This window comes from Calditrichota bacterium (assembly GCA_016867835.1).
Classification (GTDB): Bacteria; Electryoneota; AABM5-125-24; order Hatepunaeales; family Hatepunaeaceae; genus VGIQ01.
Window position 1 is genome coordinate 1 of sequence record VGIQ01000017.1, and the last position, 16,703, is coordinate 16,703.

General features: G+C 60.4%; 14 protein-coding genes. All 14 read left to right on the forward strand.

The features are described 5' to 3' along the window. Positions 1-1,703: 4Fe-4S dicluster domain-containing protein (locus FJY67_03165; protein ID MBM3328459.1), on the forward strand; the 1,703-nt coding region annotated here is incomplete at its 5' end. A 78-nt stretch (positions 1,704-1,781) separates the two neighbouring features. Beyond that, the gene (locus FJY67_03170) at positions 1,782-2,213 is read left to right on the forward strand and encodes a hypothetical protein (protein MBM3328460.1); all 432 of its coding nucleotides are present in this window, start codon (positions 1,782-1,784) and stop codon (positions 2,211-2,213) included. Between the two features lie 81 nt (positions 2,214-2,294). After that, a complete protein-coding gene (locus FJY67_03175) occupies positions 2,295-4,247 on the forward strand; it encodes a thioredoxin domain-containing protein (protein MBM3328461.1) in 1,953 nt (650 codons plus the stop codon). Further along, on the forward strand, positions 4,244-4,450 hold the full coding sequence (locus FJY67_03180; protein MBM3328462.1) for a hypothetical protein: 207 nt from the start codon (positions 4,244-4,246) through the stop codon (positions 4,448-4,450). The genes FJY67_03175 and FJY67_03180 overlap by 4 nt, the downstream gene beginning before the upstream one ends. Before the next feature lie 229 nt (positions 4,451-4,679). Continuing rightward, positions 4,680-6,116, forward strand: a complete 1,437-nt coding sequence (tig, locus tag FJY67_03185) for a trigger factor (GenBank protein ID MBM3328463.1) — start codon at positions 4,680-4,682, stop codon at positions 6,114-6,116. 16 nt (positions 6,117-6,132) lie between these two features. Continuing rightward, positions 6,133-6,324, forward strand: a complete 192-nt coding sequence (locus FJY67_03190; GenBank protein ID MBM3328464.1) for a hypothetical protein — start codon at positions 6,133-6,135, stop codon at positions 6,322-6,324. A gap of 4 nt (positions 6,325-6,328) precedes the next feature. Continuing rightward, positions 6,329-8,176 carry a tRNA uridine-5-carboxymethylaminomethyl(34) synthesis enzyme MnmG gene (mnmG, locus tag FJY67_03195; protein ID MBM3328465.1) on the forward strand — a complete coding sequence of 616 codons (1,848 nt, stop codon included), beginning with the start codon at positions 6,329-6,331 and terminating at the stop codon, positions 8,174-8,176. 107 nt (positions 8,177-8,283) lie between these two features. Further along, entirely contained in the window at positions 8,284-8,880 is a 597-nt protein-coding gene (gene rsmG / locus FJY67_03200) for a 16S rRNA (guanine(527)-N(7))-methyltransferase RsmG (GenBank protein ID MBM3328466.1), read from the forward strand. A 36-nt stretch (positions 8,881-8,916) separates the two neighbouring features. Then, positions 8,917-11,202 (forward strand): TonB-dependent receptor, encoded by a 2,286-nt coding sequence (locus FJY67_03205; GenBank protein ID MBM3328467.1) that lies wholly within the window; start codon positions 8,917-8,919, stop codon positions 11,200-11,202. Between the two features lie 117 nt (positions 11,203-11,319). Beyond that, on the forward strand, positions 11,320-12,387 hold the full coding sequence (locus tag FJY67_03210) for a hypothetical protein (protein MBM3328468.1): 1,068 nt from the start codon (positions 11,320-11,322) through the stop codon (positions 12,385-12,387). A 186-nt stretch (positions 12,388-12,573) separates the two neighbouring features. Further along, the gene (locus FJY67_03215) at positions 12,574-13,350 is read left to right on the forward strand and encodes a hypothetical protein (GenBank protein MBM3328469.1); all 777 of its coding nucleotides are present in this window, start codon (positions 12,574-12,576) and stop codon (positions 13,348-13,350) included. A 241-nt stretch (positions 13,351-13,591) separates the two neighbouring features. Next, entirely contained in the window at positions 13,592-14,788 is a 1,197-nt protein-coding gene (locus FJY67_03220) for a hypothetical protein (protein MBM3328470.1), read from the forward strand. Then, positions 14,785-15,663, forward strand: coding sequence for a cytochrome c3 family protein (locus FJY67_03225; GenBank protein ID MBM3328471.1), 879 nt, complete (start codon positions 14,785-14,787; stop codon positions 15,661-15,663). The genes FJY67_03220 and FJY67_03225 overlap by 4 nt, the downstream gene beginning before the upstream one ends. Positions 15,664-15,673: 10 nt before the next feature. Next, positions 15,674-16,681 (forward strand): CxxxxCH/CxxCH domain-containing protein, encoded by a 1,008-nt coding sequence (locus tag FJY67_03230; GenBank protein MBM3328472.1) that lies wholly within the window; start codon positions 15,674-15,676, stop codon positions 16,679-16,681. The last annotated feature ends 22 nt before the right edge of the window (positions 16,682-16,703 follow it).

The following is a 16,703-nucleotide window of genomic DNA, read 5'->3' on the forward strand; positions in this document are numbered from 1 at the left end:
CCGGCATCGGTGCGTCGCTCGCAGGCGCCCGGACACTCGTCGCAATGAAGCACGTCGGAGTCAACGTCGCGCTCGACCCGCTGATGACCTTCGCCTATACCGGCGCCGTCGGCGGATTCGTCCTCGTCTCGGCTGACGACCCGGCTATGCACTCCTCCCAAAATGAGCAGGACAACCGCATCCTGGCACGGTTCGCCAAGATTCCGATGCTGGAGCCGTCCGATTCGGCCGAAGCGCATGATATGGTGCGGTTTGCCTTCGACCTGTCGGAAGAATATCAGACGCCGGTGATGCTGCGGGTGACGACGCGAATTTCCCATGCCAAGGGGATCGTAACCCTCTCGCCGTGGCCCGATTCTAAGGAATCGACCGGCTTCAAGCGCGACATCTCGCGCTTCGTGATGGTGCCGCAATATGCCCGGCCGCGCCATACAGCGGTCGAAGAGAGGCTTACCCTGCTTAAGAACCTCTCCGAGAGGTCGCCGCTCAACTTTGTGGACTGGCCCGAAGGAGCGCCTGGATCTCCGGGCCGGAGACCGCTGGGCGTCGTAACCGGCGGGATTGCCTTTGCCCATGTCCGGGAGGTTCTTCCCGATGTGCCGGTCTTCAAGATCGGATTCTCCAACCCGCTGCCCATAGAGGCTATCCGGGCGTTTGCGGTTTCATTTGAACGGCTCATCGTAGTCGAGGAACTTGAGCCGTTCTATGAGGAGCAACTTCGCGCTGCCGGGATAGATTGTGAAGGGAAACGGTTCTTTCCGCTCGAGGGCGAGTTGGATCCCGATGTGGTGCGGGAAGGGTTCTTAAAGGCAGTGGGAAGAACAAAGGAGGAGATTGGGGAAAGGAAGGAAGAAATCGGAATCGAAGGGAACGGGCATATCGAGGTGCTGCCGCGACCGCCGGTGCTTTGTGCCGGATGCCCGCACCGGCCGGTCTTCAATGCGCTGAAGAAACTGAAGGCGGACGTTTTCGGCGACATCGGTTGCTACACGCTCGGCGCCCTCGCACCGCTTAAAGCTCTCCACGCCTGCGTCTGCATGGGGGCGTCGGTCGGCATGGCCGCCGGCGTTGGAGCCGTCGGGGGGTCGAAACGCCCCGTCGTCGGAGTCATTGGCGACTCGACCTTCCTCCATAGCGGCATCACCGGGCTCCTCGACGCGGTCTATAACAAGGCGCCGCTGACGCTCCTGATACTCGATAATCGCATCACCGCAATGACCGGCGGACAACAGCATCCCGGGTCGGGGATAACGCTCCAGGGCACACCGACGATCCAGGTCAACTACGTCGAACTCTGCCGGGTGCTTGGTGTTCGGCACATCTACGAACTCGACGCCTACGACTATGAGAAGTCGATTGCCGTCATCAAGGAGGCGACGTCGCTTGGAGAGCCGGCGGTGGTCATCACCAACCGGCCCTGCATGCTTTATCCCGCCAAGCGAAAGTATGAGACCTTCCACGTCCTGACCGACGTCTGCAATGGCTGCGCGGCCTGCATCCGGATCGGCTGTCCCGCCATCGAGTTGATCGCCGAGACGACCGCCAAAGGTCTGCCCAAAGTGGCGATCAAGACGGCGGACTGCACCGGCTGCTCGCTCTGCCAGCAGGTTTGCCCGGTCGATGCGATTGTGACCGCGAACGGTGGTCGTCCGGTAGTGTTTGAGGGGGTAGAGGCTTTAGTTTGCAACGGCAACGCGATGTAGTCTATCTAATAGCATTGCCAACAGAAAGTTAGGGTGCCGCGTAGTTCTTCTTAGGGGGGCAACCCAAAGGAGGAATCTATGCGCAAATATATACCTCTTGCCGGGCTGGTGCTCACGATCCTGGTGACTGGTTCGTCGGACGCCAAGGACACACCCAAAGCCGAGCCAACATTGTCCGCTTCAGTTCAAGGCGAGAACGTCTGCCTCGGATGCGCACTGAAGAAGGACTTTGGAGCGCCTTCTCAATGTGCGGTTTACGGCCATAAGCATGCGCTGAAGGTCGAATCCGTAACAAGAGCGGATGGCAAGGCAGTCAAAGGCTGGAAAGGCCGAACGCTCCAGTATCTCGAGAATGACCGGAGTAAGACCCTCGTTTCCGGTGAGGCTGGAAATGGCAGGATGGAAGTCATGGGGACAATTTACACCGGAAGTCAGGTGGTCGCGGTGGAGTCCTTCAAGTCCCTTGGTGAGGGAATGGAGTCGAAGGAACACGAACATATAGAGCACTGACCGGCTTCATTATTGACGTCATGTCACATCCAAGAGTCCGCCGCTGCAACTCGAGCGGCGGACTCGCCATTTTTGCCGAAGATGTCGCCTATGAGTTCCCATTGGATTCGTCTCTATATGAGCGCAGCGTTTGCTGCACTGTCGGTATCAGCATGCTCGCAAATCAAATATCACTCCCAAGAAGCCACCATCGCCACCCACCAGAACCGCCTCGCAGCGGCAAAGTCGCCCTATCTGCTCCAGCACTCCGGCAACCCTGTCGCCTGGTATGAGTGGGGTGAAGAGGCCTTTGCCAAAGCCGTAACCGAGGACAAGCCGATCTTCCTATCGATAGGCTATGCCGCCTGCCATTGGTGCCACGTAATGGAACGCGAGTCGTTCGAGAATAAAGGCATCGCGGAGATCCTCAACCGGCATTTCATCGCGGTCAAAGTCGATCGCGAAGAGCGTCCCGACGTCGATGACATCTATATGACCGCGGTTCAGTTGATGACCGGCAGCGGCGGCTGGCCGCTCTCGGTCTTCCTTACGCCGGACCTTAAGCCTTTTTATAGCGGCACCTACTTCCCGCCGGAGGAGCGCTTGGGAAGACCCGGCTTCCGGCAGTTGCTCGAGGGCATCGCCCGGGTATGGAAGGAGAGACGGGCCGATGTCGAACGGTCGGGAGTTGAATTGGTGCAGGCGGTAGCAAATGTCTCAGCGCACCAGAGCCGGTCGGGTGATGTCGCAGCCGGCTTGTTCGATATTGCAGTTCGGGCTGTCGGCGGTGCTTTCGATTCACTGAACGGCGGTTTCGGCCCGGCTCCCAAGTTTCCTCCTACGGGGCAGATCGAACTCCTGCTGCGCGCGTTCAAGCGCACCTGCAATCGGGACTATCTTACGATGGCTGAGCGGACGCTTAAGGCGATGGCGTCGGGCGGGATCTTCGACCAGTTAGGGGGCGGCTTTGCACGTTACTCGACCGACGCCGCCTGGCGGGTGCCGCACTTTGAAAAGATGCTCTACGATAATGCGCTCCTGACGCTCAACTACCTCGATGCCTTTCTCATTACGGGCGATGAGTTCTACGCTGCCATTGCACGCCGGACACTCAATTGGGCGCTCACTGAATTGCGAGATCCAGCCGGGGGCTTTCACTCGTCGCTCGACGCCGATTCGGAAGGGCACGAGGGCCGGTTCTATATTTGGACCAGGCAGGAGGTCGATGCACTGCTTGGACCGGACGCCGCCGCGCTGATCGGTCTCGTCTATGATGTGAGCGATGAAGGCAACCTTGAGGGTGGGGCGTCGATCCTACGGATCGCGATGCCGGTGTCGGAGGCTGCGCTTAGGCTCAATCTCGATACAGGAGATGCTGCGCGGAGGGTTGAAGCAGCCCGCTCGAAACTGCTCGCGGCGCGAAGCCGGCGGATTCGGCCGGCAACCGATGACAAAGTCCTGACTGACTGGAACGGTCTGATGATCGCGGCGTTGGCGCGGGCCGGCCGGGCATTAGGCGAAGAGGCCTATCTCACCGCGGCGACGGAGGCTGCCCGGTTTGTCAAAGAGCATTTAGACCAGGAAGGGAGTCTGCTGCACCGCTATCGCTCCGGCGAAGCGGGGATCGAGGGAATGCTCGAAGACTATGCCTACTTGATCTCTGGGTTGCTTGAACTCTACCGCGCCACCTTCGATGAGGAATGGATAGTCTGGGCGGAAGACCTGACAGGGAGAATGGTTACGAGATTTGGCGACGCCGACAAGGGGGGCTTCCTCCTCGCTGCCGAACGTCCCGATCTGGCGGTGCGTCAAAAGGCAGCGCGCGACGGAGCAACGCCCTCGGCGAATGCGCTGGCAGGGCAGGCGCTCCTCGAACTTCATCAACTTACCGGTAGGGAAGAGTACCGCCAGATCGCCGAAGCGACGGCGAAGGCTTTTGCCGGTTCATTGAGCAGCGATCCGGGCAGCCACAGCCGACTGGCGATCCTCTGCTCAGCGTTGACATCGCCGGCCATGCAGATAGCCGTTGCCGGTTCGACCGATGATCCGGAGTGAAAAGGCTGCTGGGCTTGATTAGGAGGCGTTACTTACCCGACGCGGTCGTGACGTGTGGTGTAGCGGGGACGTGCAAGGTCGCCTTGCTTGGAGGCAAAACGCCGGTGAACGGGCAGGCGGCGGTCTATCTCTGCCGCGACTTCACTTGCCGGGCGCCGGTTACTTCAATCGAAGCGCTCGAGGAGGAATTGGAGCGGTTTTGAATGCAAAAGGCCAATTGACTTTACGATGACTTCTCCCGACGAATCGAAAAGAGGTATATTGTTACCCTAATCCGGCGGTAAGTGTGCCGTCGGATGTCCCCAACCGGCGGCGGAGCGGTCAGATGAGGACATCTGACCGCACAAATGGCTTCCGCCCCAGAGGTGAAAACAGCAAACGCCTATCGCTGGATCAGGGTTGTTAGTTTGTTAAAAGCGATTTGTCGCAAGTATGTGTCGGGCGGACGCCCTCGTCCGTTCGCATATCGACTCGCCATTACCCGCCGGACGAGGGCGTCCGGCGTGCACAAATCTGACTAAGTCATTGAAAATCACCCAGGAGGTCTCCCCTGCACGGGAGATGACGCTCACTGTCGAAGTGCCGCCGGAGGAGACGGCTCCCCGGTTTGCCGAGGCCATTGAGAAATATCGCCGAACGGCATCGCTGCCCGGTTTTCGTCCCGGCAAGGCTCCACTCGACATGGTGAAGCGGCGTTACGGGCCGTCGATCATTGCCGACGCAGCCGACGATCTGGCGCGGGAGTTTCTGGAGCAGGCATTTAAGTCCGAGAAGATCGTGCCCGCCGGTCGGATCAGCCTCGACCTGAAATCCTATGGCGAAGATCGTCCGCTCACGGTAGTGGCGGTCTTCCCGCTTCCTCCGATAGTGCATCTCGTCCAGCACCGCGGCCTTAAGGTCGTCGTGAGCGAACCGGCCATCACCGAGACCGACATCGACCGGCAGATCGAACTGTTGCGAATCAAGAACGCCCACCTCCATTCCATCGACGGGCCGGCGCCGACGGAGGCAATCGTCGATGTCCGCTACCGGGAGGTCGATCCCTCCGGACTGCCGCTCCTGGGGCGACGCGATGAAGAGAAACAGATTGAGTTCGGCACCGACGCGCTCGGCATCGGATCGGACGAACAACTAATCGGCATCAAGACAGGTGAAGCGCGCACCATCCGGGTGCGGCGGGCGGGCGGAGGTATTGCGCCATCGCCGATGGTATCGCGTATATTGAGCCCTTCCGAAGCGGCAGGCCGAAGCGCTCCGGAGGACGGGTTCGTTACCCTCCGCGTCGAAGCCGTGGCAGTCGCGGTGCCGCACTTGCCGGAGGTTGACGAAGACCTCGCCCGGCAGGTCGATGAACATCTCACCAGCGTCGAAGACCTGCGACATTATGTCCGCTCAATGTTACTTTCCTACGTCGGGCATCATATCCAGCACGAGTTTGAGGATGCAGTGATCGACCAGTTGCTCGCCGCCAACCCGATCGACCTGCCGCGCGGCGTCGTCGAGTTCCGACTCGAGGAGATTGCGGAGGAAGCCAACGTCCCGCCGGGTGAGCAGTCCGCGTTTATCGAACGGCACCTTGAGGAAGCCAATCGCGACTATCGCTGGATGTTGTTGCAGAATGCAGTTGCCGACGCCGAGGGGATTACCGTCAGCGACGAAGAGGTCGAAGAGGAACTGCGCCGTATTTCCGAACAGACCGGTGAGTCCATCGAGGCGACGGCGCGGCGGTTCGGCGGCGAAGAGGGCCGGTCAAGGCTGCAGGGACGGATGTTTGAGCATCGCGTCATCTCGACCCTGGCACAACACGCTTCCATAGAGAAGCGGCCGCTTGGCCTCGATGAGTTTATGCGGCAACACCGGGATCACTAAGTCGGACGTTATATAAGTGAACACTCCCGACAATACCGAAAGCGCCCACGATCAAGCCGATAAGGCCTCGACCAGGCACCGCAAACGACTTCCGAGATGGCTCGCCGGGATGGGCATCGGGACGCTGATCTTCTTTACCATCAAAGGAATCGTTACGACGAGTCTCATAGTTGGCGGAGGGTGGGCGGTCTTCAAGGGTTGTTTCTGAAGTCCTGGGAACGGTGACCGACTGCGAAGTGATCGTTGTCGGTGGCGGGCACGCCGGGTGTGAAGCGGCTGCTGCGGCGGCTCGCACCGGAGCCCGGACGCTGCTCGTAACCGGCGATCTGAATGCGCTTGGGCGAATGTCGTGCAACCCGGCTATCGGCGGAATCGCCAAGGGCCATCTGGTGCGCGAGATCGATGCCTGCGGAGGAGTAATGCCGGTGGTTACGGACCGGACGGCGATCCAGTTCCGGGTCTTGAACCGGTCGAAGGGTCCGGCGGTCTGGTCGCCGCGAGCCCAATGCGATCGCTCGCTCTACGCCTCCGAAATGCGTTTAGCGATGGAGTCCTGTCCGGGAATCACCCTGATAGCCAACATGGTTACCGCGCCTCTCGTCGAAGATGGCCGGGTCCTGGGGGTCGTTTTTGCGGATGGGCGGATAGTCCGGGCCGGAGCCGTCGTTCTGACGTGTGGGACCTTCCTCAACGGCCTGATGCATACCGGCGAGCGGCGTGAAGCCGGGGGACGGATCGGCGAGGCTCCGGTAACCGGTCTTACGGCAGCCCTGGTCGAACTGGGCTTCGAAACCGGACGGCTCAAGACTGGAACGCCACCCCGCCTCGACGGCCGCACCATAAACTACGACAGTATAGAAGAGCAGGCCGGTGATGACGAGCCGCTCTTCTTCCATCATGCCACCCGGTCGCCCCACCTTCCGCAGCGCCCTTGCTGGATCACCCATACGACAACCGCGTCGCACGACGCGCTCCGCTCGGGGCTCGACCGTTCGCCGCTCTATCGCGGTTGGATCGAAGGCCGGGGACCGCGGTATTGTCCTTCTATCGAAGACAAGATCGTCCGCTTTGCCGACAAGGAGAGTCACACGATCTTTCTCGAGCCGGAAGGCCTTGAAACGACCGAAATCTACCCCAACGGCTTCTCGACCAGTCTGCCCGAAGATGTCCAACTAAGGGCATTGCGGCTCATACCGGGGCTTGAGGAAGTTGAAATGACCCGTCCTGGCTACGCCGTCGAGTATGACTTCTTCCCGCCGCATCAACTCTATCCGACGCTGGAGACGCGGCACGTCAAAGGCCTCTTCTTCGCAGGACAAATCAACGGAACCTCAGGCTATGAAGAAGCCGCGGCACAAGGTCTTGTCGCGGGAGCCAACGCAGCGCTCTATGCGATCCGGCGGGACGAACGGCTCACCTTTGGTAGAGAAGAAGCCTACATCGGCGTTCTGATCGACGACCTAATCACCCATTCGACCGACGAGCCTTACCGAATGTTCACGTCCCGTGCCGAGTTCAGGCTGCACTTGCGACTCGACAATGCGTTCGCCCGGCTTGGTGAAGTGGCGGCGGCGGTCGGTCTTGTCGGGAGCGAGCGGGTTGCGGCGCATCGGGCCGAAGAGGAGCAACTAATCCGGGCGCTGGAGTTCCTCCGCGACCGCCGGACTACAGTTGGCGGGGAGGCGATCACCCGCTTCGACTGGTTGAAGCGCCCCGGTGTTGCCTTGGGCGATGTCATTTCTGAGGTGCTAGACGAGTGGCATAGCGAAGTTGGCGATACGCTTGCGAAGGACGATTTTGTGCGTCGGGTCGAAGCCGAGGTTAAGTATGAGGGGTATTTGAAGCGTCAGGCGCTGCGGGCGAGCGAGTTGATGCGGAGCCGGGAGCGCGTCATCCCTGAGGCGCTCGACTATGACGCCATCAAGGGGCTATCCTCTGAAGGCAGGGAGAAACTTTTACGCATTCGGCCGGTTGATTTCGGGCAGGCGGCGAACATCGGCGGAGTAACCCCGGCGGACCTGGCTTTGCTGTTGGTGCACCTGAAGCGGCAGACGGCCTGAGGTGATACAGATCACAAGTTTCTAACAAGTTCCTCACAGCGCTGTTGACAAGGTGTGAACAAGTGCGGATGCGACTGAGTTACTCTTTGATAATGCGTTAATTAAAGATGGTATTCACAGGCCGGGACGATGTTGATAACATGCTGAACCGGTATCGGGCGCGACTCTTGGCAGAGAATCTCCGGCAGAACCTCATCTCCCGCAGCGGATCGCCGGAACTGGCAGACAGATTGATCGCCGGGTCGCTCCTGCCGGTCAGGATCATCCCCGAAATCGTCGCATCGCCTTTGCTTGACATCGGCAGCGGAGGCGGACTGCCCGGGATACCGTTAAAGATCGTCCGCCCGAACCTGGAGGTGACGCTCCTCGATGCGAAACGCTCGAAGACGCTGTTTCTGAAACGTGTGGTGCGGGAGTTGGGACTGGAAGGAGTCGATGTGGTCTGGAACCGTGTCGAGTCGTTTGCTCAGGAGGCCCGGAATAAGGACGCTTTCAGGACGGTTGTTTCCCGTGCCGTTGGCGATTGGCCGTCGCTGCTGACAGCGTCTGGCACACTGCTTGCGAATGGTGGACACCTGATCCTGTGGTGCACGCCGGAGATGACGATTCCGGATCACTCCGACGAGCGGATCGAAATGGCGGGCGTGTTTAGCAGTAAGGAGCCGGTTCGCCTCGCGGTATGGATTAAGCACGGCACCAACTGAACTCTGGCAAGGCCCAGAGATGGCAAGTTCGTTGAAATGACCTTTAAGCGCTTCATACATATCCTGAAACTGCACTCGCCGGCCAACATCGCGCGGGTGATGTTTCGACGCCAGACTCGCTGCCCGATTGTTAGTGCACTGCTCTTCCTCGGGGCGTTCTTCGCACCGGTCAAGGCGGCGTTGATCTCCGGGCGGGTGCTGGACGGTCTTACGGGGGCGCCGCTGGAAGGCGCACACATTGCGCTGGAAGGCGGTGAGGTCTTCGCGTCGGATGGGGAGGGCCGATTCTATGTGGCAAGCCTTCCACCGGGCGAGGTCGTTCTGGATGTGAGTTATGTCGGATACCTTCCGGATCGAAGACGCGTTGCCTTCAATGCGGTGGGTGATACCGCGCAGGTTGAATTGCGCCTTTATCCACAGGCGGTTGCGCTGAGCGACGTCGTCTATACCGCAACGCGAACTTTCAAAACCTTGAAGTCGGTTCCGGTAGCAACCGAACTCATTACCCGCCGGGACTTTGAACGTCGCGGAGCGCTGACTGCCGCGGACGCGCTGGACGCCGAGATCGGCTACGAGGTCCGAAGCGACTTCTCAGGTCGCGGTGTCATGCTGCAGGGCGCCGATCCGGACAAGGTGCTCATCCTCGTCGATGGCAACCGCGTCATCGGGCGGGTTAACGGGTCGATTGACCTCGAGCAGATTGCCCTTTCCAACGTCAAGCAGATTGAGGTCGTCAAGGGCGCAGTCTCGACGCTCTACGGGAGCGAAGCGATCGGCGGGGTGATCAACGTCATCACCGCTGCGCCTGAAGACGGGCTGAATATTCGGTTCGACGGGTCGGGCGGCGCGCGACTGGGGCGCACCCGGGGCTCACCGCCGAATCCCAATCTTGCTTCCGGAGTCACCCTCGGCAGCCGCATCGGGCAGCTCGACTGGTCCGGGTCACTCCGCTATAGTCACACCGGCTTGATCGACCTCAATCCTATTACCCCCCATACCGACGGCACCGACGAGTCGGACCGTCTCACCGGCGACCTTCGCCTTAGATACCCACTTGGCAATATCGTTCAACTGACCCTCACCGGCCGCGGCTTCGACGAAGAGAAGACGTGGGTCGAAGATGGCGGACTGATTACGCTACCGATTAGTTTCGACGACCGGGAGGTCAACCGGCAGAGTGGTCTCGCGGCGGAAGTCCTTTGCCAGCCGTCGCCGGAGGAGCGTTACAGCGTCAAGGTCTATCGCAGCGACAACCATCACCGGTGGGAAAAGTGGACCCAGCCGCAGTGGGGAACGCCCTTCGTGCGGGACTTCAGCGAAGGCAACGAGGACTATTCGGAAGCCTCGTTCCAATTGACGAAGCCGATTGCGGGCAAACACCTGATGACCTTGGGCGGCGACCTCTATCAGTGGGATATCAAGTCGGATGCCTCCCTGGGAGGCTTACGGTCGCCTTTTGCGGGAAGTCTGACCGCGTGGAATCTCTTTGCGCAGGACGAGTGGCGCGTCGGTTTGGGCTGGACGCTGCTGCCGGGAATGCGCTATGAGAACCATGAGATCTACGGGGGCAACTGGAGTCCGCGGCTTTCGGCGATGCTCGAACTGCGCGACGACCTGCGCCTTAGAGCCTCAGTCGGACAGGGCTACCGGGCGCCCTCCTCGAAGGAACTCTATTTCGTCTTCAATCACGCCTCAGCCGGTTATATCGTCTATGGCAACCGCGACCTGAGACCGGAGCGATCGACCAATGTCAACTTTTCGCTCGAGCACAACTATCGCAACTCGTCGGTGGCGCGGATCACCTTCTTTGCCAACTGGATGCGCAATCTGATCGATTTTGAGCCGATTGGGGTGAGCGAAGACTACTACACCGGCATCTTCAGGTATAACAACATCTATTCCTCGTGGGTAAAGGGGGTTGAGGTCGAACGCGGCTTCATTCCCTTGCGGGGAGTCGAAGCCCGCATCGCTTATTCCTACACCATAAGCCGGAATGACTCGACCGGATCGCCGCTGGTTGGTCGGCCGATGCATGCGGGCCGGTTCGACCTGACCCGTCAAGCCGGAGACTGGACGGTCAAAGTTTGGGGCCGTTATACCAGCCGCTCGATGTTTCAGGATATATACGAAACCGACGCCCAACAATCCGATGAGTGGGCGCCCGCCTCACAAGTCTGGAATCTGGCTCTGACCCGTCGGGTTGGAGCCGGCCTATCCTTCTTCCTCAAAGTGGAGAACCTGCTCGACCGCACCGATTCCCGCTACGGCCCACGCGATGGCCGGGTGGTGACGGTTGGTCAGAGTTGGACGCTCCGCGAATAGACCTTCCCTTTTACGACCCTTCCAGGGCGAATTGAAACCCGCCCTCCGGGATGTTCATCGGGCGGGTGAAATCCGCCCTCAAGGCACACAATCACAACCCTCTTCAGGAGAAATGGTATGCGCAATATCCTCATCGCGCTCGCACTCTCAGCGCTATTTTTCGCGGTCGGCTGCGAGAAGGACGACAGCACCGGTCCGACCGGGCCGGGACCTTACACGCCGTCGGACTCGACCTGGTCCGACGGGTCGGGCGGTTACTACGTCCGGCTCAATGCCACCTCAAGCAGTTCCTTTCGTTATTACGATCTCGCTAACCGGCAGGTGGTCAGCATTACCGATGCTGAAGCGCGCACCAACAACATCTGGACGTTCGCTTTTATGCGCTACAGCGGAAAGACCAATGGCGGGGTGTCCGGCTCAAGCGATGTTCGGGCGGTCGATCTGGCCCGAATCGGGCATGCCGACAGTGTCAACTTCGATGCTGTAACCTCGGTGCCGGCAATCGACTCGAGCGCTTGGGAGAGCGACCGGACTTCCTACGCACTCGTTGACTGGTGGATCTACACCGGCCCGCCGGCGCATCAGATTCTGCCTTCGCGCAAGGTCTATGTCCTGAAGACCGCCGGGGGAAAGTATGCCAAGATGACGATCGACAGCATCAGCGACTACGGACGCAGCCACGTGGGGACTCTGGCGATCAAATTCGTCTATCAGGCCGACGGGTCCGCGACTCTCTCCGGCCCGGCACGGTGGTCGAATCTCGACTGCTCGAGCGGCACGGCTTACTTTTCCTTTGCCACCGGAGGCGCGGTAGCGATCGCCGATCCGATGACGTCGCTCGACTGGGACTTCCAGGTTTCCGGCTTCGACATCAAACTTAACTCGTCGCTCCATGGGCGGGGGCAGGCGGCGGTCTTCGCTCCCGATACGACCTTCGATGCGCTTCTGGCAGCGCCAATCGGTCCGCCTTATGCGAAGGACGGGGCGATATCGGTTTTCGGGTCGCTCGAGGTGAATCCGTGGTTCAACTACGGCGCGCAGCACGAGTTGATCTCGAAGAACCACGTCTATATCCTGCAGGCGTCGGGAGGAGTGCACTACAAGGTGCAGATCACGAACTACTATCTGGTGGTGTCGGGGTCGCCGCAGTCGGCGTGGTTGACAATGCGGTTCAGGCGGCTATAGGCTTGCTCTCTATCGGACAGAAATGTGGCGTCAGGTTGGGAGACCTGACGCCACAGCGCTTGAATCTCCAACGGCTATTGCATTTCGTTCACCGCACATTATATTGTCCTATTCTCCAGAATTGGGCAGCGCGTTCATGCTGCCGCTTCCGACCGGTCGTTCACCCTAACCCGGAGCCGCCACGCCGTGAGATGTCCCAATTGCAAAGGTTCCATCTCGACCTATAACTTCATTAAGGAGAAGACCTGCCCCGCCTGCGGCGAGAAGTTGAAGAAGATGCCGACGCGGGAGCAATTGCGCGAGTTCTTCATCTGGTTCGCCGAGGACAAAGGCTACATCTTTTGGGCGATAGCCTACTGGATCACGGTCTGGGTGGTGTCGTTCTTCGAACTGGCGTTCGGTGAGGGGGTGCTCTTCGACTACATCACTGACCATAACTTCCGGTTTCTCTTTATGGCGGTCTGGTCGGGCTCGATGATCGACTATATCGCCAAGGCGAACGTGGAAGTTACGGCGGTGCGGAACAAATTCATCTTCCGGCCACCGAGATACTTACGCAACTATCGCCGCTGGACGGACATCTTCCTCGTTCTGGGGCTAATTGGCGCCGGCTATCTGCAATATCGCTATCCCAACTACATTAGCCCGCTCGTCCTGTTCACGTTCATTCCGACCTTTATGGTTTGCCTCCTCTGGGCTATAATGGGCGTCTTTCTGACCGAGGACGATATGAACGACAAGCGCATCCGGTACTTCCTTGAGGAGATGCGGATCACCCGGGTGCGGAAGTATCAGCGGGCCGGAGCGATCTACATCGGAGGGCTCTTTCTGGCCGGGGTGCTCTACTACAATCTGGTGCGGATATCGGGGCTTTGGTTCTACATTTGGAACTCCCGGATCGTCTATGATACGGTGACCTTCTTCAACCAGTATTTCGGCTGGGTGAAGAAGTTCGCCCGGTAGAAGTATGTGAATTATCGGGCGGGTTGAAACCCGCTCTCCAGACTTGTAGGATAAACAAGGGGGCGGGTGTAAATCCGCCTTCTTGCGTTTTGGGCTTGCGTCAAATGACGCGCGGACGTTGCGCATCAGTGCCAAGCGGAGGGGCTATACCTTGCAGTTGGCACTTGCAGGCGCTACGGCACTTGATTTGCGCACTCAGGCAGGATTCACGCTTCCCTCACGAGATGAGGAGATTTAGACTATGCAGAAGATGATCCTAACTGCTGCAATCTTCGCTATGCTCTTCGGAAAGCCGGTTGCTGCCGGGCCGCTGAATGGCGAACTGCGGACGACTTACTACACCTGGGAGGAACCGGGCGGCGCGTCACGGTTTCTCATGACGCAGTTTGCCGGTCTCAACTGGCAGGCTGCCGGCAGCCCGTGGTCCGCGGCTGCAGCAACCGAGATGCGCGACGGCAACAGCCCTTTGCCGGGTCGCGGCGACTCCCGTCTAATCGCGCTCAATCTTCGGCATCACAGAGGCGTTGTCGATGCGCGGCTGGGGCGGTTTGCGGCAGTTCGCGCCGGGGATGCCGGGAGTTTGACCGACGGCGCCGAAGTGCGGCTCGACCTGCAGGGCTATAATATGAGTTTGATCACCCTCTCCGGCGGGCGCGAAATCTACCCCCTCTATCGAAGCGAGACGTCGCAGATCCCGGAGCGGTATCGCGGCACGGTCGCCTTTGAGGGGTTGATGTTCGGGCGGCTCAACTATCTGCTCGATCAGACGATGCGCTACCGGGACGGGGAGAACGACGACGCCGTAACGCGGCTGACGCTGCGCTGCCAAAGATATCGCGTCGGCTGGGACTTGCGCGCAGCTCTCGACAACAACCAGTCCGACCTCCGCTCGGTGAGCGGCGGCATCCGGTTGATTCCGCATAAGGGCGCACTGGTCCGGGTTCGCTACAGTGAACGGCGCATCCGGCTCTATGAATCTACGCCGCTGAAGGAAATAGCCTACCAGCCGACTCGGGTAGCCGAGGCAACACTTGGGCACGACCTGCCGTGGGCGGATCTGGCGGTTCAAGTCGGATATGCCCGGAGGTTGCGGGAAGCCGGCGACGTCGATCGCGCGATGCTGGCCATCGTCCATCCAATGTGTGAAGCCGGAGCGCGGTGGCAGGCAGGAAGTGACCTTAACCAAATTGGCGGCTGGGTCGGCGCGGGAGGTGTGCTCGTCCCGGGCCGTCTCCGGTGGGGACTCGATCTCGATTTTGACCGTTTCGATTCGGCATGGGACGCCGAGCCGTCCGACAACTGGGCGAACAGTCTGCGGCTCGATTGGGTGGTCTGGCCCGACGCGGTTGTATCGGGGGGCGTCGAGCATTATCGTGACCGGGAAGCCGCATCCGACATTCGCGGCCAGCTGGCTTTCAGAGTGAGGTTTGGCTTATGAAACGACTCCTGTCACTTTGCGCCGGTATCGGGATGGTGGTATTACTCGTGCTACTGAACCGGACGACCCTCGGCAAGCCCGAAGCGCCGCCCGTCAAGGTCTTTCCGCATAAATATCACGTCGAAGAGGTCGCACTTGAATGCGCCCACTGCCACGCATCGGTGGCGACATCGACCTCGGGCCTGGAGCGGTTGCTGCCGGACCGGTCGGTCTGTGCGGAGTGCCACGACGACGTGGCAGAGGTCTGGCCGGAAACGCGGCCACAAGCCGGTGCGTCCTACGCGGCGTTTTCGCACCAGGCGCATACGGAGGCAGCCGATTGTCAGACCTGTCATGCCGTGCAGGCCGGCCGCGAGCCGTCGGGTGCACCGTGGCCCAATATGCGCAGTTGCTATGACTGCCATCAGACGAAGCGCGTCAATCTAACGTGCGCTCAATGCCATCAGGGTGAATTACCGGCCAAGCCGGCCAGCCACAGATTCGACTGGACGGCGAATCACGGCGAGGCAGCGACCTTCGACCCTGTCGATTGCGCGATGTGTCACCAGCAGCAGGCGCAGGACGACTGCGCAACATGCCATCAGGGTGCCGGGTTCGGCTCGCCGCATCCGCAGAAGTTCGTCCACAGCAAGGCTTTCACGCGCGCGGGCGGGTTCGCCAACTGCCAGTCGTGTCATGAGCCGGAGTCTTTTTGCTCGGCCTGTCACATGCAGAAAATGGTGCTGCCTTCCGACCATAGTCGTCCCGGCTGGGCGAAGACCGGCAGCGGCGGAGCCCACGTCCGCAAGGCGCAGTCGGACTTCGACCAGTGTGTGATATGCCACACCAGCACGGTGAAGCAGCCCTCCTGCTTTGCCGCCGGATGCCACCAGTAAGGAGATGACGATGACGACAAGAGATGGTAAAGAGCGGGACGGAGCGGTTCGTCGCGCGGTCATTCTTCTTCCGGCGGCGATGCTCTGTCTGGGTCTGGCGCTCCTTTATGGCTGTTCGGAAGAGGCGGGCGGCCCGCTCCGGACGACTCACCCGGCCGGCTGGAGCGATCCGGGCAGTTCAAACTTTCACGGCAAGGCGGTGTTGGGCGATTTGCTGACGACGTCGCTGGCGGAAATAGAGAGCAGGATTGCATCGTGCCGCAGTTGCCATGGGCCCGATTCGTCGGCGGGACAGAAGGCGACGGCTTGTTTTATCTGCCACGACCAGTTCCCCCATCCGGCCGGCTGGGCGGGTGCCGGAGGCGAGAATCTTCACGCCAGTCACTTACGACGGACTAACTGGAACCTGACACGGTGCAAGGACTGCCACGGCAGCGACTACAACCGCCTCACCTGGAAGATCGGAGATAGTCCGGCCAACTGCCGCACCTGTCATACCGGCAGCAGCGGCCCTGAGGGCTGCCGGGTCTGCCACGGCGGGACGTTCAATTCGGCGCCGCCGCCGGACCTGATCGGGCGGGAGGGGACCGAATTTGTTACCGTCGGCGCGCACCAGGCGCACCTGACCGACAATCGCATTTCGAACCCGCTCGCCTGCTCGGCATGCCACAGTTTCGCCGGGTTTGCGAGTCAGGCGCACATCGACACCATCACACCGGGCGTCGCGGAGGTAACCTTTGGCGTCGCCGCGACCGACTCGGGGCGGACGACGCCGGTCTGGGACCGCAACGCCGGCACCTGCTCGTCGGTCTATTGCCATGGGTCTATCACCCGCAGCGACGGGATAATGCGGGACGGGATCGTCGCCGAGTGGACGCGGGTCGATGGATCCCAGCGCGCTTGCGGCACCTGCCATGCGATGCCGCCTCCCGATCCGCATCCGCCTCTCGCAACCTGCAACGTCTGCCATGTCTATGCGCAGACGACGCACGTCAACGGGACGATCGACATGCGGTGAGGAGAGGGGATTTGGAATCGAG

What these genes read in the sequence shown, in the direction of transcription:
- FJY67_03230 (MBM3328472.1), top strand. Translation starts at nt 15,674, where the DNA reads ATGACGACAAGAGATGGTAAAGAGCGGGACGGAGCGGTTCGTCGCGCG.
- FJY67_03205 (MBM3328467.1), top strand. Translation starts at nt 8,917, where the DNA reads ATGACCTTTAAGCGCTTCATACATATCCTGAAACTGCACTCGCCGGCC.
- FJY67_03220 (MBM3328470.1), top strand. Translation starts at nt 13,592, where the DNA reads ATGCAGAAGATGATCCTAACTGCTGCAATCTTCGCTATGCTCTTCGGA.
- FJY67_03210 (MBM3328468.1), top strand. Translation starts at nt 11,320, where the DNA reads ATGCGCAATATCCTCATCGCGCTCGCACTCTCAGCGCTATTTTTCGCG.
- FJY67_03175 (MBM3328461.1), top strand. Translation starts at nt 2,295, where the DNA reads ATGTCGCCTATGAGTTCCCATTGGATTCGTCTCTATATGAGCGCAGCG.
- FJY67_03170 (MBM3328460.1), top strand. Translation starts at nt 1,782, where the DNA reads ATGCGCAAATATATACCTCTTGCCGGGCTGGTGCTCACGATCCTGGTG.
- rsmG (MBM3328466.1), top strand. Translation starts at nt 8,284, where the DNA reads ATGGTATTCACAGGCCGGGACGATGTTGATAACATGCTGAACCGGTAT.
- tig (MBM3328463.1), top strand. Translation starts at nt 4,680, where the DNA reads ATGTGTCGGGCGGACGCCCTCGTCCGTTCGCATATCGACTCGCCATTA.
- FJY67_03225 (MBM3328471.1), top strand. Translation starts at nt 14,785, where the DNA reads ATGAAACGACTCCTGTCACTTTGCGCCGGTATCGGGATGGTGGTATTA.